This is a genomic window from Actinomadura sp. WMMA1423 (assembly GCF_006547145.1).
In the GTDB taxonomy this organism is placed as follows: Bacteria; Actinomycetota; Actinomycetes; order Streptosporangiales; family Streptosporangiaceae; genus Spirillospora.
On the sequence record NZ_CP041244.1, the window covers coordinates 5813939 to 5831595 of the forward strand.

Annotated in this window: 14 protein-coding genes and 1 tRNA gene; 10 read left to right on the top strand and 5 right to left on the bottom strand. The window is 69.3% G+C overall.

What is annotated here, in order from left to right:
- Positions 1 to 43: 43 nt before the first annotated feature.
- Entirely contained in the window at positions 44 to 1687 is a 1644-nt protein-coding gene (locus tag FKD65_RS26970) for a cytosine permease (RefSeq protein WP_141580124.1), read from the bottom strand.
- Between the two features lie 129 nt (positions 1688 to 1816).
- Entirely contained in the window at positions 1817 to 2158 is a 342-nt protein-coding gene (locus FKD65_RS26975) for a hypothetical protein (RefSeq protein ID WP_141580125.1), read from the bottom strand.
- Between the two features lie 541 nt (positions 2159 to 2699).
- Here FKD65_RS26975 and FKD65_RS26980 point away from each other — a divergent pair.
- The 8 genes from FKD65_RS26980 (at position 2700) to FKD65_RS27015 (ending at position 12299) form a co-directional block, all read left to right on the top strand.
- Positions 2700 to 4736, top strand: coding sequence for a hydantoinase/oxoprolinase family protein (locus FKD65_RS26980; RefSeq protein WP_141580126.1), 2037 nt, complete (start codon positions 2700 to 2702; stop codon positions 4734 to 4736).
- 5 nt (positions 4737 to 4741) lie between these two features.
- Positions 4742 to 6742 (top strand): hydantoinase B/oxoprolinase family protein, encoded by a 2001-nt coding sequence (locus tag FKD65_RS26985; RefSeq protein ID WP_205718266.1) that lies wholly within the window; start codon positions 4742 to 4744, stop codon positions 6740 to 6742.
- A gap of 77 nt (positions 6743 to 6819) precedes the next feature.
- The gene (locus tag FKD65_RS26990) at positions 6820 to 8295 is read left to right on the top strand and encodes a YHS domain-containing protein (protein WP_141580127.1); all 1476 of its coding nucleotides are present in this window, start codon (positions 6820 to 6822) and stop codon (positions 8293 to 8295) included.
- 86 nt (positions 8296 to 8381) lie between these two features.
- Positions 8382 to 8660: a toluene-4-monooxygenase system B family protein gene (locus tag FKD65_RS26995; protein ID WP_141580128.1), complete on the top strand. Its 279-nt coding sequence runs from the start codon at positions 8382 to 8384 to the stop codon at positions 8658 to 8660.
- Positions 8657 to 9085: a Rieske 2Fe-2S domain-containing protein gene (locus FKD65_RS27000; protein ID WP_205718267.1), complete on the top strand. Its 429-nt coding sequence runs from the start codon at positions 8657 to 8659 to the stop codon at positions 9083 to 9085. Before FKD65_RS26995 ends, FKD65_RS27000 begins: the two co-directional genes overlap by 4 nt.
- Positions 9086 to 9131: 46 nt before the next feature.
- Positions 9132 to 9440 (top strand): MmoB/DmpM family protein, encoded by a 309-nt coding sequence (locus FKD65_RS27005; RefSeq protein WP_141580129.1) that lies wholly within the window; start codon positions 9132 to 9134, stop codon positions 9438 to 9440.
- A 40-nt stretch (positions 9441 to 9480) separates the two neighbouring features.
- Entirely contained in the window at positions 9481 to 10497 is a 1017-nt protein-coding gene (locus FKD65_RS27010; RefSeq protein WP_141580130.1) for a toluene monooxygenase, read from the top strand.
- Positions 10498 to 10688: 191 nt separating this feature from the next.
- Positions 10689 to 12299, top strand: a complete 1611-nt coding sequence (locus FKD65_RS27015) for a CdaR family transcriptional regulator (protein ID WP_141580131.1) — start codon at positions 10689 to 10691, stop codon at positions 12297 to 12299.
- Between the two features lie 57 nt (positions 12300 to 12356).
- Here FKD65_RS27015 and FKD65_RS27020 read toward each other — a convergent pair whose 3' ends face one another.
- From FKD65_RS27020 to FKD65_RS27030, 3 genes are all read right to left on the bottom strand, one after another.
- Complete coding sequence (locus tag FKD65_RS27020) at positions 12357 to 13193, bottom strand: endonuclease/exonuclease/phosphatase family protein (RefSeq protein WP_141580132.1); 837 nt, start codon at positions 13191 to 13193, stop codon at positions 12357 to 12359.
- Between the two features lie 179 nt (positions 13194 to 13372).
- Positions 13373 to 14743 carry a glucose-6-phosphate dehydrogenase gene (gene zwf, locus FKD65_RS27025; RefSeq protein ID WP_141580133.1) on the bottom strand — a complete coding sequence of 457 codons (1371 nt, stop codon included), beginning with the start codon at positions 14741 to 14743 and terminating at the stop codon, positions 13373 to 13375.
- A 525-nt stretch (positions 14744 to 15268) separates the two neighbouring features.
- Positions 15269 to 15354: transfer RNA gene (locus FKD65_RS27030), tRNA-Leu, on the bottom strand.
- A 107-nt stretch (positions 15355 to 15461) separates the two neighbouring features.
- Here FKD65_RS27030 and FKD65_RS27035 point away from each other — a divergent pair.
- Both FKD65_RS27035 and FKD65_RS27040 read left to right on the top strand, forming a co-directional pair.
- Positions 15462 to 16781, top strand: coding sequence for a M20/M25/M40 family metallo-hydrolase (locus FKD65_RS27035; RefSeq protein ID WP_141580134.1), 1320 nt, complete (start codon positions 15462 to 15464; stop codon positions 16779 to 16781).
- 79 nt (positions 16782 to 16860) lie between these two features.
- Positions 16861 to 17598, top strand: a complete 738-nt coding sequence (locus FKD65_RS27040; RefSeq protein ID WP_141580135.1) for a hypothetical protein — start codon at positions 16861 to 16863, stop codon at positions 17596 to 17598.
- Positions 17599 to 17657: the final 59 nt, after the last annotated feature.

A 17657-nucleotide genomic window follows, 5' to 3' on the forward strand; every position in this document is an offset into this window, starting at 1 on the left:
CAGTGGTGTCGTGCCGCGGCTCCGCCCGCCCGCGATCGCGCGGTCAGTCGGAGGCGACCAGGTTCACGTCGCTGTGGCCGGCCGCGCCGGACCGGGCCTCGGCATAGGAGGCGCGCAGGTAGGCGATGTCGTTGCTGCCGCACTCGGCGCAGATGGGGGCGTGGTCGGGCGTCGCGGGGTTGCGGTCCATCTCCTGAGCGATGTAGTGCCGGTCGCACGAGGCGCACAGGACCCTGGCCTCCCAGGGGTCCTCGACCTCGGAGCGCGGGTCGAACGGGCGGCGCAGCACGACCTGGCGCTCGCCGGTGGCGAAGCGGCCGGCCGCGTACATGGCCGCCGCCAGCACGAACGTGATCGGCGCGGACCACGTCGCGCCGAACGAGCCCGCGGCCTGGACCAGGGTGATGCCCGCCGCCGACGCGGCGAGCCAGGAGACCAGTCCCACGGCGTTGAAGGCGGGGATCCGGCCGGGCCTGAACTCGAAGTCCTCGGCCGGGCGCCGGTCGCGCCGGGCGAACGCCAGGTACACCAGCGCGATCGCGACCCACGCCACGACGAAGACGCCCTGCCACTGCAGTGACTTGAGAAGGTAGGAGATCGGATTGGTGAGCATGAGCCCGAACGCGGCGATGCCGACCAGGACGACCCATACGCGCCGCGACAGGTGGATCTTGAGCGCTCGCGCGAAGAAGCTCTCGGCGTTGATGCTCGCGAGGTAGTAGTTGGCCGTGTTGATCCTGGTCTGGCTGATCCACACCAGCGCCACCCCGAAGATCCCCGCGAGTTTCACGATGCCCTCGACCGCGGAGAGCTCGCTGAGCGGGGCGTTGGCCACCAGGGTGTGCGCCAGGTAGATGCCGACGACCGCGTTGACCACGAGGGTCAGGATGTAGAAGAGGGGGCCGAAGGTGAGCCGCCGGTGGTACGCGGCGTCGCTCGTCCTGGCCAGGCGGGCGTAGTCCCAGGTGAAGGGGATCATGATCCAGACGCCCATGTAGGTCGTGAACGCGAAGAACCATCCCGGTGCGTGCAGGTTCGTGTCGGCCACCGGACCCGCGGTGAGCCAGTCGTTGGAATAGCCGTGGCGGGCCACGGCCCAGACCACGACCACGACGAGCCCGATGTAGTAGAAGGGCAGGAGGATTCCGTTGATCTTGTCGAGCCACTGGCGCACCCCGCCGATGACGATGGGGATGCTGTAGGCGGCGACGACGAAGTACCACAGTTGGATGGAGCCCCAGCCGGTGTACTGGTGCAGCACGGCCGCGATGACGGATCCCTCGAACACGCCGTAGTAGAGCGCGGTGGCCCCGATGATCAGTGGTGCGACCACCGACCCCAGGTAGCCGAAGAGGCAGCGCGAGAACAGCGCGCTCGAGATCCCGGTGCGTGCCGCGTAGCGGCTGATCAGCCCGCCGATCACGCTGTAGGCGATGACGGAGAGGCCGAGACCGATCAGGGTGTCCACGGTGCCCGCGACGAGGGCGACGGTGGCGCCGACGATGAGCCAGAACATCGCGCTCGCGAAGGCGTACCAGGCCATGAGCAGCGACACGCGGCCCGAGCGCCACGTGAAGGGGGCGACGTGCAGCGCGTAGTCCTCGGTCGCGGCGTCGCGCACGACCTCCGGGTCGTCGTGGTCGATGATGTGGAGCGGTCTGTTTCCCGGTGCCAGGCGTTCGCTCATGGCCATCTCCTCGGAGAGATCTCGTCGGGTCGGTGAGAATGCGGTTCGTGGAGGTTCTCGGTTGCGGGTCGTCGGGACGGCGGGGACGGGGAACTCCTCGCGGCCGCCGCCTGTGGAAAGCGCGTCGCCTCAGTCGCTGATGGCCGATCGCCCGGCGAACGAGCGCTGGAAGGGCCCGGTGTCGTCCACCGCGATGCTCACGTGGCCGTCCCGCAGGGTGAGCCGGATCTCCCGGGCCGCGCCGCCCCCGTCCCCGACGGCGCCCGCGACCAGTTCGGAGGCGATGAGCAGGACCTCGTCGATCAGGTCGGAGGCCAGGCCCCAGCGGAGCAGGGTGTCGCGCGTGTGCCGGTGGACGGCGGCCGCCGGCCGGACCGTCCCCGTGAGGTCGAGCCGACTGGTCCGCGACCCGGTGACGCAGCTCGTGTACGTCCGGCCGGCGGGCCGAGCGGCGGCGTTGGATTTGCTCATGATGTGTTCCTTGGATCGCCGGCTGGACATGTTCCCCCGGCATCGATAGCCGCCGGGACGCCTTTCGCTGACGTTCGTTGAGAGACGTTCGGTCGAAATCGAACGAACGCGGTGACGGGGTTCACGATCAGATGTGAAGTGCTCGATCCAGGCGTAATCCCTGGTCGTCGCCCTAGATACTCACCCCGGCCTTTGGGGCAGGCAATAGTGAAGAGTGAGAGAACGGGGTGATCGGATTGTGCGGGCCTCCGACCGGTGCGTCCCATCGCTGGCTCGCGCGTGGGCGGCCGTCCCGCTCAGGACCGCCGAGCCGCCTGCCGCCTGACCGCTCGGCGCCCTCCCGGCCCTGGGCGTGGGCTCGAATCAACAGCTGACGCGTCGGAGACCTGAACAATCCGATCGTGTCGTTCTCTCACTCTTCACTATTGCTTGCCCTCGGGGCCCGGGTGAGTATCTAGGGCAACGACCAGGCATTACGCCTGAACCGGGCACTCCCGGGGCGCCGGCCCCGGCCCGGACACCGAGGTGCGGGAGGTGCGGGATGGCATTGCGCGTCGCGGTGGACGTCGGCGGCACCTTCACCGACGTCTGCGTCCTGGGCGAGCACGGGGAAGCACCCCGCGTGGCCAAGGTTCCGACGACGGCCGGATCTCCGATCGACGGTGTGATGCGGGGCATCGCACAGGCCGGCGCGGACCTGGTCGACACCTGGTTCTTCAGCCACGGCACCACCGTCGCGACCAACGCGCTGCTCAACCGGACCTTTCCCCGTGCCGCTCTTGTAACGACCCGTGGATTCCGCGACGTGATCGAGATCAGGAGAGGGACGAAGGAGGACCTGTGGGACGCCTACAAGGACGTCGCCCCTCCCTACATCGCGCGCCGCGACCGGCTGGTCGTCACCGAACGGGTCGACGCGTCCGGCCGGGTGATCGAGCCGCTGGACATGCGCGAGGCCCGCGAACTGGTCGACACGCTCCGGCGCAGGCAGGTGCGGACGGTCGCCGTCTGCTTCGTCAACTCCTACGTCAACCCGGTGCATGAGATCGCGATGCGGGAGTTCCTGCGCGCGGAGCTGCCCGACGTCGCCGTCTCGGTCTCCAGCGCCGTGCTGGACGAGATCCTCGAACACGAACGCTTCTCGACCACCGTCGCCAACGCCCTGCTGTCGCCGTTGATCGGCCACTACGCGGCCAGTCTGGAGCAGAGGCTGGCGGAGTCCGGGTATACCGGCAGGCTCCATCTGATGCACGGCGGCGGAGGCGTGATGACGACGCAGGCCGCGCAGCGGCACGCCGCGCGCCTCGCGTCCTCCGGGCTTGCCGCAGGCGCGGTGGCGAGCAGGCACATCGCGCTGGCCTGCGGCTATGAGAACTCACTCGGCCTCGACATAGGCGGGACCAGCGCCGACATCTCCATGGTGTCCGGTGGAGAATTGAAGATCACGCGGAACTGGTCGGTGGACTTCGGGCACCCGATCTGCTTTCCGAACCTCGAGGTGCTGACCATCGGAGCCGGCGGCGGCTCGATGGCGTGGGTCGACGACGGCGGTGCGCTGCGCGTCGGCCCGCAGTCGGCCGGCGCGGATCCCGGCCCCGCCTGCTACGGGCTCGGCGGCACCGCGGCCACCACGACCGATGCCCAGCTCGTCCTGGGGCAGATCGACACCTCGCTGGCCGCGGGGTCGCAGATCCTCGACGTCGAGCTCGCCAAGCGGGCCGTGCGCCGGATCGCCAGGGAACTGGGCGGTTCGCTCGAGGACGCCGCGGTCGGCATCCTGCGCGTCGCGTCGGCGAACCTGGCCGACGCCCTGAAGATCGTGTCGATCCGCCGCGGGCAGGACCCGCGCGACTTCGCGCTCGTCGCCTTCGGCGGCGCCGGCCCCATGCACGCGGTCCACCTGGCCCGCGAACTCTCCCTCCCGGCGGTCGTGGTCCCACCGCATCCGGGCGTGACCTCGGCGTTCGGGTGCCTGCTGGTCGACATCAGGCACGACTCCAGCGCCATGTTCATCCGCGAGGCGCACGCGGCCGACCCGTACGAGATCGAATCGACGTTCCTGAGGTTGGAGTCGCACGCCCGAAAGAGCCTCCTCGAGGACGGCGTCGAGACCGAGCGCATCAGCATCCAGCGGTTCATCGAGATGCGGTACCGCGGGCAGTCGCGCTCGATGCCCATCGCCGTGGACCAGCCGGTCCGGGCGATCGACGGCCTGGTCGAGAAGTTCCACGTCCAGCACCGCGGGGAGTTCGGATTCAGCCGCGACCTCTCCGACGTCGATCTCTTCCAGCTGTCGGTCTCGGCCCTGGGCATCATCGACAAGCCGCGGTTCGGGGTGGCGAGCCGCGGAAACGGGAGGCCGGTCGAACCGGTGGGACGGCGGATGGTCAGGTTCGTCGAGCCGCGACGCCGGCTGGAGACACCGGTGTACGACCGGTCCGACCTCTACCCCGGCGTCGAGGTCACCGGCCCCGCGGTCATCGCCCAACCCGACGCGACGACGCTGATACCCCCGGACTGGACGGCGCTCGTCGACCCGATGGAGAACCTGCGCATCTCCATGAACGCGGACAGGTAGGCATCATGGCGACCCAGCGGGCACTGCTGCAGATGATAGAGGACGAGCAGCCGGACGACCTCGACCCCGTGACGGCCGAAGTCCTGCGGAACGCCTTCATGACGGCCGTCGACCTGATGGCCGAACAGCTGCTGCGGACCTGCCACTCCTTCGTGATCCACGCACGCGACTTCTCGGGCGGGCTGTGCGATGCCGCGGGCGACACCGTCGCGCAGGGCAGCCGGGACGTCGCCGTGCAGGTGGGAACGTTGCACTTCGCTGCGAAAGCGGTGCTCGAGGCATTCCGCGGCGACATCTATGAGGGCGACGTATTCATCCTCAACGATCCGTACAGCGGTGGCACGCACTTCAACGACGTCAGGGTCCTGCGGCCGATCTTCAGCGAGGGCGCGCTGATCGCCGTCGCCCAGTGCAACGGCCACTGGGCCGATGTCGGCGGGTCCGCGACCGGCTCCTTCGACCCCAGCGCGACGGAGCACTTCGGGGAGGGGCTCCGGATCACCCCGGTCCGGATCTGGTCGCGCGGACGCTACCTGGCGGACGTCGGACGGCTCATCGCGTCGAACACCCGGTCCCCGGAGGACGCCGAAGGGGATCTGCGCGCACAGGCCGAGGCGACCCGGGTCTGCGAGCGCGAGGTCCACCGGCTGATCGAGCGCTACGGCCGGCGGACGGTCATCGCGGCGTTCGGGGCGTCCCAGGCCTATGTCGAACGCGTCGTGCGCCGGCGGCTGTCGAAGCTGCCCGACGGGTCGTGGGAAGCGGAGGACTACATCGACGGCGACCCGGGCGCGGGTGAAGGCCTGGTCCCGATCAGGGTGCGGATGCGGATCTCCGGGGACGGCGTCCACTACGACCTCGGCGGATCGCATCCCGCCATCGGAAGCTTTCTCAATTCGGCGTTCGGGGGCAGCTTCTCCGCCGTGATCGCGGGAACCAAGACCTTCTTTCCCGACGTGCCGCTCAATTCCGGCTTCTACCGGGCCGTCACGGTGGACTTCGGCCCGCGCGGGACGGTGGTCAACGCGTCCTGGCCCACCGCGGTCACCGGATTCTACGCGGGGCCCTACGAGAAGATCGTGAACGCCATCTTCCGGATCTGGTCCCAGATCATGCCGGAGCGCGCGATCGCCACGTCCTTCAACCTCGAATACCTGCTCCTCGGCGGAAGGGACGTGCGCCACCACGGCCAGGAGCAGTTCATGTACTACGACTGGATGGCCGGCGGCTGGGGCGGGCGCAACGGGCGGGACGGATCCAGCGCCACGGCGTCGATCTTCGGAGTCGGCCACGCCCTGCAGTCGACGGAGATGCAGGAGCTCACCTCTCCCATCGTGACCCGCACCTGCGAGCTGAAGACCGACTCGGGCGGGCCGGGCGAATTTCGCGGCGGGCTCGGAATGGTGAAGGAGGTGATCCTCACCGACTGCGAGGGAGCGGTCATGTCCTACTGCTCCGACCGCGCCAGATCGGTGATCATCGGCAGCCTCGGCGGGTCGCCCAGTTGCCCCCACGGCCTGTGGGTCAACCCGGGTGCCGGCGGCGAGAGGTACTTGGGCGCCCTCGCGTCGCGGGTCCCGGTCGTCCCCGGTGACTCGCTGGAGCGGCCGTCGGCCGGCGGTGGCGGATACGGCGATCCCCTGCGCCGGGCCCCGCGGTCCGTCCGCGAGGACGTCATCGACGGCTATGTCTCGATCGACCGGGCCCGCAAGGACTACGGCGTGGTGGTGGTGCGCGATGCGGACGACCCGGACCTGTACCGGGTGGACGAGGTCGCGACCGCCGCCGAGCGCCGGAGACTGCGGGCGACCCGGGTGGACCTCCTGGAGACCGACCCGGTGCGCGTCGCCCAGCGGTACAGGGACGGCGAGCTGACCGCCTACGACCTCGTCCGGCAGTACGGCGTGATCGTCGACTGGGGCTCGGGCGAGCTCCTTGCCGAAACAACCGAGAAATACCGCGCGATCCTGCGCGAGCGCTGCTGCTCGCATTGGCCTGCCGAGTAGCGGCGCAAAACCCCTTATAGATCATGTCGCCATTCCCGGGCGTGAGCGCGCGGGAAAATCGAGAGGAGCGGTTCCCCATGGCGCTGCTGGAACGATCAAGTTGGTACGACATCGCCCGCGACACGAACTGGACGCCGCGGTACGTCGAGATGGACGAGCTGTTCCCGCCGGACCAGAGCGACCCTTACGGGATTCCGGTCGAGGAGTGGGAATCGTTCGACGAGCCCTACAAGGTCTCGTACCGCGAGTACGTGAGCGTGCAGCGCGAGAAGGACGCGGGCGCCTACTCGGTGAAGGCGGCGCTCGCCCGGTCCCGCTACTACGAGGACGCCGACCCCGCCTACCTCAGCATGCTCAAGCTGCACTATGGGGCGATCGCCCTGTCGGAGTACGCGGCGTGCCAGTCCGACGCCCGGATGACCCGTTTCTCGAAGGCCCCGGGAATGCGGAACATGGCGACCTTCGGCATGCTCGACGAGATGCGGCACGGACAGATCCAGCTGTACTTCCCGCACCAGCTGGTGACCCTCGACCGCCAGTTCGACTGGGCCCACCAGGCGCACCACAGCAAGAACTGGGCCGCGATCGCCGGCCGGCACGCGCTCGACGACGTGATGATGACCCGGGACGCGGTGACGACCTCGGTCATGCTCAACTTCGCGTTCGAGACCGGCCTGACGAACATCCAGATGATCGGCCTGTCGGCGGACGCGGCCAACATGGGCGACTACACGTTCTCCAACCTGATCACCAGCATCCAGTCCGACGAGGCGCGGCACGCGCAGATCGGCACCCCGGTCCTGGAGATCATGATCAGGAACGGGCGGAAGGCGGAGGCGCAGCAGGCCGTCGACATCGCCTTCTGGCGCATCCACCGGCTCTTCGCGATCCTCACCGGCATCCCGATGGACTACTGGATCCCGCTCGACAAGCGCGACCGCTCCTTCAAGGAGTACATGACCGAGTTCGTCGGCGAGCAGTTCGAGCGCCAGCTGCTCGACCTCGGGCTGGAGCGTCCGTGGTACTGGGACATCTTCCTCGAGGACGTCGAGACCCACCACCACTGCCAGGCGGCCGCGACGTGGGCGTGGCGCAACACGCTGTGGTGGAACCCGACGGGCAACGTCGGCCCCCGCGAGCGGGCCTGGCTGGAGAGCAAGTACCCCGGCTGGAACGACACGTTCGGACGCTACTGGGACGTGATCATCGAGAACATCCGCGCGGGGCACCCGGAGAAGTCCGAGGCGATCGGGATGCCGGCCATCTGCAACATGTGCCAGATCCCGATCTCGAACAAGGGCGGCACGGTCTGGCAGGCCCGCGCGCACCAACTGGACCACGAAGGCCGGCTGTACAGCTTCTGCAGCACCGTCTGCAAGTGGATCTTCGAGCTCGAGCCCGACCGGTACAAGACCTTCGACACCATCGCCGACCGGATGTACAACGGCGAGATCTCCCCCAACACGCCGGAGAACATCCTCAGGTACATGGGCGCCGGCGTCATCAGCCCCGGCGGGACCGACGCGCACGACCTGGCCTGGGCGCACGCCTGACGGCACGCCCCCGCCCCCCGCCCGGCCCGGGGCGCGGGCCGCGGCCCGCGCCCCCGGCCGTCGCTCAGGAACGAGAGGAGACCCAGATGTCGACGCCCCTTGCCGTGATCGGACGGCTCCAGTACGACGCCCACACCCGGATCATCGACGTCGAGACCGGCTACACGATGGACCAGGTCGTGGAGGCCTGCCTGGCCCCCGCGGTGGGTTACCAGGCCCGCCACCCCAAGCCGGGCGCGACCCTGCTGGTGCGGCTGACCACCGACACCGACGACGCGGCGCCCTTCCCGCGGACGATGACGGTCGAGGAGGCCGGGCTCCGGCACTTCCAGCAGATCGACGTGTTCGTGGCGGAGGGGGAGTGAACGGCGCCGGGTCCGCCGACCCTTCCGCGGGGGGCGGGTCGGCGGACCGGCGCACGGAGGGCGGGGCCCGGACGGCCTCCGCGCCGGAGGCCGAGTTCCACGCGGTCTGCGCGGAGGACGACCTGTGGGCGGGGGAGATGCGGCCCTGCTCGGTCGCCGGTGTCAAGGTGCTCCTGCTGCGTACCGATGACGGTGACATCCGCGCCCTGCAAAGCATTTGCCCGCACCAGGAGCACCCGCTCGAGAACGGCGACTTCGACGGCACGACTCTGACCTGCGCGGCCCATCTCTGGGAATTCGACGCGTGCTCGGGAAGGGGCGTGAATCCGGACGACGCGGAACTCACCCGGTACCCGGTCAAGGTCCACGAAGGCGATGTCCTCGTGTCGGTCAAGGGAATCAAGCCAAAGTACTCGCACGCCTGAGACGGTGACCGCCGATCACCGCATCGAGGCGAGAACAGGAAAGAACATGACCACCACACCGGTGCGCGGCGGGTCGAATCTCGCCGGCCCGCTGCTTCGCGGCGGCGACATCTCCGTCGTGGCCGTCGAGGCGATCGAGCAGGACAACCCGGAGAAGGAGATCCACGTCGCCGACCACCGGACCTACGTCCGGGTCGAGGCGGAAGGGGGTCTGGTGATCCGGCGCCGGACGATGGAGCAGCTGCTCGGCCGCGCGTTCTCGATGCAGGAACTGGAGGTCAGCCTGACCGGCTACTCCGGCCAGATCGAGACGCACGACGAATACATGCGCTGGTACTTCATGAAGCAGTCCTGACGCCCACCCTCCCGCAAGGAAAAGGACCGAGGAGAAACCCATGAGCGATGCCAACGACGTCTCCAGGCCATTGAAGACGTGGAGTCACCTCGCGAAGAACCGGCGCCGGCCGACCGAGTACGAGATCGTCTCCACCAAACTGCTCTGGAGCACCGACGACGAAGCCCCCTGGGCCATGGGTCCGGAGGTGCCGCTGAGCAAGTGGTACGTCCAGTACCGCAATGAGTCGCCCCTCAGGCATGCCGACTGGGACGGTTTCCGGGATCCCGACCAGATCGTCTACCGGACGTACAACATGATCCAGGACGGCCAGGAGTCGCATGTCGACGGCCTGCTCGACGACCACAGCAAGAACGAGCACGACAGCGGGCTGTCCGAGGAGTGGGTCGCCCAGTTGGCGCGCCTCTACACGCCCGGCCGGTACCTGCTGCACACGGTGCAGATGTCGGCCGCCTACCTCGCGGCCCTCGCACCGTCGAGCACGATCGAGAACTGCTTCATCTTCGAGTCGGGGGACCACCTGCGGTGGGTCTCGCGCGTGGCCTACCGGACGGCGGAACTCGCCACCGCCCACCCCTCGGTCGGGTTCGGCCGGCAGGAACGCGCCCGCTGGGAGGACGACGAGGCGTGGCAGGGCTTCCGGGAGCTGATGGAGCGCGCCCTCGTCGCGTGGGACTGGGCGGAGCAGTTCGTCGCGGTGAACCTCGTGGCCCGGCCGGCGATCGACGCGGCCATGCTCCGGGCGCTCGCGGCCGTCGCGCAGGAGAACGGGGACACGCTGCTGGCCCTGCTGTGCCGTGCCCAACTCGTCGACAGCGATCGGACCCAGAAGTGGTCGCGGGCGCTCGTGGACTACGCCTTGGAATCCGATGACCACGGGAGGGCGAACCGCGACCTGATCCGAGGCTGGCTCGACAAGTGGGGCACGCTCGGCGACCAGGCCATCGACGCGTACTGCGACGCGCTGGTGCCGGGGAGCGACCTCGGCGCGGAGGTGAAGAGGACGGCGGCGAGCGCCCGGGCCTCGCTCGTCCAGGAGCCGGCCGCAGCCCGATAACCCGGTCGCACCGGACCGGTCTCCGAGAGGCCGTTCGCGGTGGCGTGACCCCGCGGGCCACGCCACCGGGCCGGTCCGGTTCCCGCCCGGGTTCAGCCTCCTGACCAGCGAGATCAGGGATGGATCGAACCCGCCGCACGCCGTAGAGTGTCGAGAACGCTCCCGTCAACGTGTCGTTTAGGACGAGTGCGATGTTCACTATCGGAGACCTGCAACGCAACGTCGATCTCGGGCTCCAGCTGATCGTCGGGGGCAACCGGGCGAGGACCGCGGAGATCGCCCGGGCCGAGGTGCTGCAACTGGGACGGCTCCCCGCGGCCGAGCACCGAGCGGTGCTGCTGCTCACCAGCGGCCTGCCCGAGGGGGCGGGTCCCGGCGGCGCGGAGGCCCTGGTCGCGGCCGCGAAGGCCGCGGGTGCGGTCGGCATCGTCCACACGCTGGCGGCGGGCGCCGACCAGCCGCCGGAGGCGATGGTGGCGGCCGCCGGAGCCGCGGACCTGCCGCTGCTCTCGGCTCCGGCCGACTCCTCCCTGCGCGCCATCAAGGACGCCGTCAACGAACGTGTGGCCCGCAGCGAACTCGTCCTCTACCAGCAGCTGCTCGCGCTGCAGTCCAGCCTCATCGCCGCCGTCTCGACGCCCGATCCGACGGACTCGCTGCTGCGCCGCCTCGGCGCCCTGGTCAACAGCACGGTGATCCTCTACTACCCGGACGGGCGGCTCCTCGCGGCCACGGGGGACGGCCCGGCGAGCGTCATCTGGCAGCGGATCGACAAGTCCTCCCAGGAGCGGCAGCAGTTCACCGTCGGGCAGTGGCACGTCGTCGCCTCTTTGATCAACGGGCCGGAGGAGGCGCACCGCTGGATCGTGCTGGCGAGGCGCGGCCATCCCACCTCCCAGGAGATCGTGTCCCAGCTGATCACGACCGTCGAGCAGCTGCTCGACGTCATCGCCCTCAGCCGCCGCGCCGCGGCGAACGAGGAGGCGCTGCAGCGGGCCGACGTCCTCCAGCGACTGGTCTCGAACAACGGTTACGAGAAGTTCGGCTGGGACCACGTCCGCCGGTTCGGTTTCGAGCCGCACGGACCGTGCTTCGTCGCCGCCATCGCCCTGCCGAACTGGAGCCAGCGGCGGCTCGACCCGGACCTGCACTCGCAGCAGCTGAGGGACGTCACGCAGATCCTGCGCGGGTTGATCTCCAACTCCTCCTCGCCGCACCTCGTCGGCTCCCACGAGGGCGTCGCGGTCGTGGTCCTGCAGTGCTCCGATAGCCGCCTCATCGACGAGTCCGTACGCGTGCTGCGGGCCCGCGAGCTCCAGGCGTCCGCGGGCATCGGGCGCAGGGTGGCCTCGCTCGACCTGATCGGCAACAGCTACCGGGACGCGCGGCTGGCGCTGACCCGCAGCCTGCACCGCACGGCCGACGGCCCCGCGGTGCAGCGTTTCGAGGACTTCGCCGTCGCCGACATCGCCGTCAGCACCGCCGACGAGGACCAGCTGATCCGGCGGTCGCACGACCTGCTCGCCAAGATAGAGGGCAGCGAGCACCTCCTCGAGACGCTGATCGTCTACATGGAGAACGACCTCAGCATCAACGACACCGCGAACGTGCTGAACATCCACCCCAACTCGGTGCGGTACCGGATCGGCCGAGCCGAGGAGCTGATCGGCGGCTCGCTGCGTTCGCTGCCGACCATCGTCGACGTCTTCCTCGCCGTCCAGGTCATCGCGCGCAACAGGGCGGGCTCGGCCTTCACCTTCCACGAGGACCGGACCGGCCACGCCAACGCCGCGCTGGGCTAGTCGTTCCGTCCCGTGAGGTCGGGCACGCGCCCCGCGGGAGGGTGCGGGGGCATGGGTTCATGCTCCGGTCTGGTCGTGTCGTTCGGCCAGCTCGGCGAGGACCGCCGCATGGTCGGACGGCCAGACGCCGTTGACAGGACGGTCCCCGACCCGGCGGACGGAAAGGACGCGGCCGAGACCGCCCGGACCAGGCGCGCCGAGGTGGATGTAGTCGATGCGGCCCGGCGGTTCATGGGTTCGGGCGGCGTAGGGATTGGCCGGATGCCAGGTGTCGCCCGGCGCGGAGGGGTCGGCGTACTCCCACGCGTCCAGCAGGATCTGACCGGGAACGGCGGGAGCGGTCTTGTAGCCGCCCAGCAGGCGCATCTCGTCCGAATCGGCCATCGCGTTGTAGTCGCCGGTGAGGACGACCGGGAACGGGGTGTGCTTCCCGTGGTCGTGGACGAAATGGGCAAGGGCGGTGACCTGGGCGCAGCGCACCGCCGACTCGTAGGGCGCGGAGTTGAGATGGGTGGTGAAGAAGGCGATGGGATGGTCGGGGGCGTCCACCCGGGCGTAAAGGGCCTGGTGGCCGTCGTCACGACCGTCTGCTGTGGGGAGCCGCAGCGTGGCGCTGTCGCTGATCGGCCAGCGGGCCAGAACCGCGTCGCCGACGTCGATCCCGTCCTCACCGAGCCGCTCGTGCCATCGTCCAGGACGGTCGGAGGCCGCCCAGGCCCAGTACATGCCGAGACGGTTCGCGAGCCACCCGGCAAGGTTCTCGCGGCCGTCGTCCCAGACCTCCTGGAGCCCGACGAGATCGCAGTCGAGCTGCTCCAGAGTGGTCGCGATCGCCTCCCTACGAGCCTCCCAGGGCCCGAAGCGCCACCACACGTTCCAGGTCAGTACACGCATCCATCCCACCCGTGGAAACGAGAAATCCGGATCGAGGCCGGCCTCGACCCGGACCGTGTCGCGAAACGGTATGTGTCCGAGGGGCGCTGGCACCATTTGCACACGTCCCCGCCATGGCGATCGGCGAATCATGCAGGATCGTGGTCGGTGGCTAGCACCCGCATCCAGGTCCGTGCGCCTCAGTCGAAGGTGGTGGAGATTTCGTGCCAGCCGCCGGGAACGAGGGTGGCGGCTTCGTCCGGCCCCCAGGTGCCTTTGGCGTAGGGGAGGGGCTGGGTGGGGAGGTCGAGGACGGGCTGGATGATGCGCCAGGACTCTTCAGCCAGGTCGAAGCGGACGAAGCGGCGGGGGTCGCCGGTCACGGCGTCGGTGAGGATACGTTGGTAGGCCGCCTCCATTGGGCCCAGGACCTTGGTGAAGTCCACGCTGAGCGGAACTTGCCGGGTGCTGTCGCGTCCGGGGACCTTGGCGAGCAGGTCGAACGTGACCCCCGCGTCGGGCTGGATGCGGAAGCGGATCAGATTGGGCTCTGGGGCGCCGTCGAAGTAGGTGGCGGGCGGGGTGCGGAGTTGGGCGACCACTTCCAGGTCGGTGGTGCCCAGTGCCTTGCCGGAACGGATGTAGAACGGGACGTCGGCCCAGCGCCAGTTGTTGATGCGCAGGCGCAGCGCCGCGTAGGTCTCGGTGGTCGAACCCTCGCGGACGCCCTCGGTGGCGAGGTAGCCGTCGTACTGGCCGCGGACGACATCGCCGGGCGCGACGGTCTCGACGGCGCGCAGCACCCGCCACTTCTCGTCGATGAAGGCTCGTGCGTCGGTCGACGGCGGCGGGTCCATGGCCAGGAGCGCCAGGATCTGAAGAAGGTGGTTCTGAACGACATCGCGGATCGTGCCGTTGGCGTCGTAGAACGAGCCGCGGTCGGCGACGTCGAAGTCCTCGGCCATTGTGATCTGCACGTTGTCCACGTAGTGACGGTTCCAGATCGGCTCCAGGAGCATGTTCTCGAACCGGAACATCAGCAGGTCCTCGATCGGCTCCTTGCCAAGGAAGTGGTCGACGCGCCTCAGGTGGTCCTCGTCGAAGAACTCCAGCAACTCGGCGTTCAACGCCCGCGCCGACTCTAGGTCCTTGCCGAACGGCTTTTCGACGACCATCCGGGCGTTCCTGTTCAGGCCGACTTCGGCTAGACCCCCCGCGACCGTCGCGAACAGTGAAGGAGGAACCGCCAGGTAGTGAGTGAGGAATTTCGCGTCGCCGACTTCGCGACGGATCGCATCGAAGGTGGCGCCGTCGGTGTAGTCGCCCGCGACGAGCCGCAGGTTCCCTGCGAACTTCTCGAACGCCGCGTCGTTCACCTTGTCGTACTTGGCCTCGCATGCCTCACGGGCCCGACTTCGCAGCCCGGCCAGGTCGAGGTCGGTCTTGGCGACCCCCACGACCGGCTGGTCCAGCACCCCGTCCGCCGTCAGCCGGTACAACGCCGGCAGCAGCATCTTGTACGCCAGGTTCCCGGTGATCCCAAACAGCACCAACGCGTCGGCCCGCTCCATCGCAAGCCTCCTCTCCTCGGCTCACAGCTTGCCGTCCCGGCCATCCGGCGAACAAGGGTCCCGGGGTCGCGTGGTGCTCGGTCATGGTCATGTCGCCCCGTCCTCCATCGATCAGGGCGAGCCATTCGCTCGGTCTCGGCCGTCGCGAGCAGAGTTCGGGCGCGACGGCCCGCGGCCAGCGGGCCCAACCGGTCGAGGGCTCCAGCGACGAGGTCGTGTTCGGCACTGACTCGCCGCCGCCGTTCTCCAGGAAGACCATGGCCGCCGGCCAGGCCACATGGTCCACGCGTAACCGGACGATAGCTAGAACACGGCCGTGACCCAGCTGCGCGAGCATTTCGCCACGTGCGAGCAGCGCCTGAACCGGTACCGGGCCGCTCCGGCGAACTTGCTCACGCGGTCGTCCACGCCCACTCCGATGACAAGGCGGATCTCTACGCGCCTGGAGCTGAAGATGACGTACTACCCCAGGAAAAGCCAGTGGAAGCCAGGGTGGTCCTGGCTTCCACATGTGCTGACGGTATGTGTCCGAGGGGGGACTTGAACCCCCATGCCCCGTAAAGGGCACTAGCACCTCAAGCTAGCGCGTCTGCCTATTCCGCCACCCGGACCGGTCGCAGGCCGCAGCGGGGCTGCGGCGAATTCACCATACCAAAGGTGGCGAGTCGCGGCGAAGTCGATCGGCGGGGCACCATGGGGCGGTAGCCGAGGACGTGAGGTGATCATTGTGGTCGACCAGCCGACCGCCGAGGACGAGGTCGTCCGGCTCTGCCAGGAGCTGATCCGGATCGACACCAGCAACCCGGGCGACCACTCGGGGCCGGGGGAGCGGGCGGCGGCGGAGTACGTCGCGGAGAAGCTGGAGGAGGTCGGGCTCGAGACCCGGATCCTCGAGTCGCATCCGGGGCGGGCCAGCCTGGTCGCGCGGATCGAGGGGGAGGATCCGGGACGGGACGCGCTGCTGCTGCACGGGCATCTCGACGTGGTGCCGGCGCGCAAGGAGGACTGGACGCGCGACCCGTTCGGCGGGGAGATCGCCGACGGGTGCGTCTGGGGGCGCGGGGCCGTGGACATGAAGGACATGGACGCGATGATCCTCGCGGTGGTGCGGCAGCGGCTCCGGGAGGGGCGCAGGCCGCCGCGGGACGTCGTGCTCGCGTTCCTGGCCGATGAGGAGGCCGGGGGCAAATGGGGCGCCCACTGGCTGGTGCGGGAGCACCCGGAGCTGTTCGAGGGGTGCACCGAGGCCGTGGGGGAGGTCGGCGGGTTCAGCCTGACCGTGCCCGGCGACCGGCGGATGTACCTCATCGAGACGGCTGAGAAGGGCATCGCGTGGATGAACCTGACCGCCAAGGGGACGGCCGGGCACGGCTCGATGGTGCATCCGGACAACGCGGTCACGGCGCTGGCGTCGGCGGTCGCGCGGCTGGGGGCGCACGAGTTCCCGGTGCGGCTGACCAAGTCGGTGCGGGCGTTCCTGGAGCGGGCGTGCATGGCGTACGGCGTCGAGTTCGATCCGGAACGTCCGGAAAAGTGCCTTGAGGAGATCGGGCCGCTCGCGCGAATGATCGGCGCGACGCTGCGGAACACGCTCAATCCGACGCGGCTTGATGCCGGTTATAAGGCGAATGTCATTCCGCAGACCGCCACGGCTCAGGTGGACGGGCGATTCCTTCCCGGACATGAATCGGAATTCTTCGCGACGGTGGACGAACTTCTCGGTCCGGACGTTCAGCGGGATTTCGTCCACCACGACCGCGCGGTCGAGACGGACTACGAGGGCGCGCTCGTCGCGGCGATGGAGGCGGCGCTGACCTCGGAGGACGAGGGCGCCCTGCCGGTGCCGTACTGCCTGAGCGGCGGGACGGACGCCAAGGCGTTCTCCACCCTGGGCATGCGCTGCTTCGGTTTCGCGCCGCTCAGATTGCCGCCAGAGTTGGACTTTTCCGGAATGTTCCATGGAATCGACGAGCGCGTTCCCGTGGACGGACTGCGCTTCGGAGTCAGGGTTCTCGACAAATTCCTTGATCGCTCTTGAATTTGCCGACACGGGTGCTTTCCGTGGTGCTATCGTCACCATTCGTTGAGGGCGGAGCAGTCGCAACGGAGGGTGTCCGGTGGCAGGTGGCGCGGCGCAGGCAGGGGCGGTCTCCGTCCTGCTGCGCCGCGTCGCCTACGGGCACCGTGTTCTGGGGCAGTCCGCCTTCGGGCGCTGTGTCCGGCGCCTGCTGGTCCTCGGCGGGCTGCTGATCGGCGGCTGGCTCCTCGGGTGCGCGGCGCAGTCCGCGCACGCCGACGAACCGCCGCCCGGGCTCGTGACGGGGGTCGTCGCGAACACGCCTGTGCTGGGGGACGCGGTCCAGGCCGTCGGCGAGCGCCAACCGCTCCAGGAGGCCGGCGGCGTCACCGAGCTGGTCGAGGTAGTGGACGCGGTGGCGCAGGAGCCGCCGCGTGAGCAGAAGGCCCCGCGGGACGTGTCGCCACCCCGCAAGGACGTGGGGGTCGCACCCGCGGTCAAGCCAGAGCCCAGGCCGCACGTGGCCCGGGTCGCCGCCGCGCCCGAGAGGCACCGTCGGCTCCCCGCGCCCCGCGCGTTCTCCCAGGTTCGGCCGAAGGTCGGCCACGTGGTCCGCCATGTCGCCGTCCAGCCCCGCCCCGAGCCGATGCCGGCACCCGAAGGGCCCGGCACGCATTCGGTGACCGGCGGCTTCATCGCGACCGGCATCGCCGTGGGGTTCCCGGCGACCGGGACGTGGGTCCCCGCACCTCAGCAGGCATCGCTGCGCCGCGTCCCCGGCGCGGTGCTGCCGGCCGTCCGCACCGCCGCGGACGAGCCGTCCTTCGCGCCCGACTAGTACCCGATCCCATTCTCCGGACGCGTGCCCGTGCGGCTCGGGCGCGCCGATCCGGTCTC

Bases quoted from the DNA above. Each gene is read 5' to 3' on its own strand.
- FKD65_RS26970 (WP_141580124.1), bottom strand. From the start codon at position 1,687: ATGAGCGAACGCCTGGCACCGGGAAACAGACCGCTCCACATCATCGAC.
- FKD65_RS26975 (WP_141580125.1), bottom strand. From the start codon at position 2,158: ATGAGCAAATCCAACGCCGCCGCTCGGCCCGCCGGCCGGACGTACACG.
- FKD65_RS26980 (WP_141580126.1), top strand. From the start codon at position 2,700: ATGGCATTGCGCGTCGCGGTGGACGTCGGCGGCACCTTCACCGACGTC.
- FKD65_RS26985 (WP_205718266.1), top strand. From the start codon at position 4,742: ATGGCGACCCAGCGGGCACTGCTGCAGATGATAGAGGACGAGCAGCCG.
- FKD65_RS26990 (WP_141580127.1), top strand. From the start codon at position 6,820: ATGGCGCTGCTGGAACGATCAAGTTGGTACGACATCGCCCGCGACACG.
- FKD65_RS26995 (WP_141580128.1), top strand. From the start codon at position 8,382: ATGTCGACGCCCCTTGCCGTGATCGGACGGCTCCAGTACGACGCCCAC.
- FKD65_RS27005 (WP_141580129.1), top strand. From the start codon at position 9,132: ATGACCACCACACCGGTGCGCGGCGGGTCGAATCTCGCCGGCCCGCTG.
- FKD65_RS27010 (WP_141580130.1), top strand. From the start codon at position 9,481: ATGAGCGATGCCAACGACGTCTCCAGGCCATTGAAGACGTGGAGTCAC.
- FKD65_RS27015 (WP_141580131.1), top strand. From the start codon at position 10,689: ATGTTCACTATCGGAGACCTGCAACGCAACGTCGATCTCGGGCTCCAG.
- FKD65_RS27020 (WP_141580132.1), bottom strand. From the start codon at position 13,193: ATGCGTGTACTGACCTGGAACGTGTGGTGGCGCTTCGGGCCCTGGGAG.
- zwf (WP_141580133.1), bottom strand. From the start codon at position 14,743: ATGGAGCGGGCCGACGCGTTGGTGCTGTTTGGGATCACCGGGAACCTG.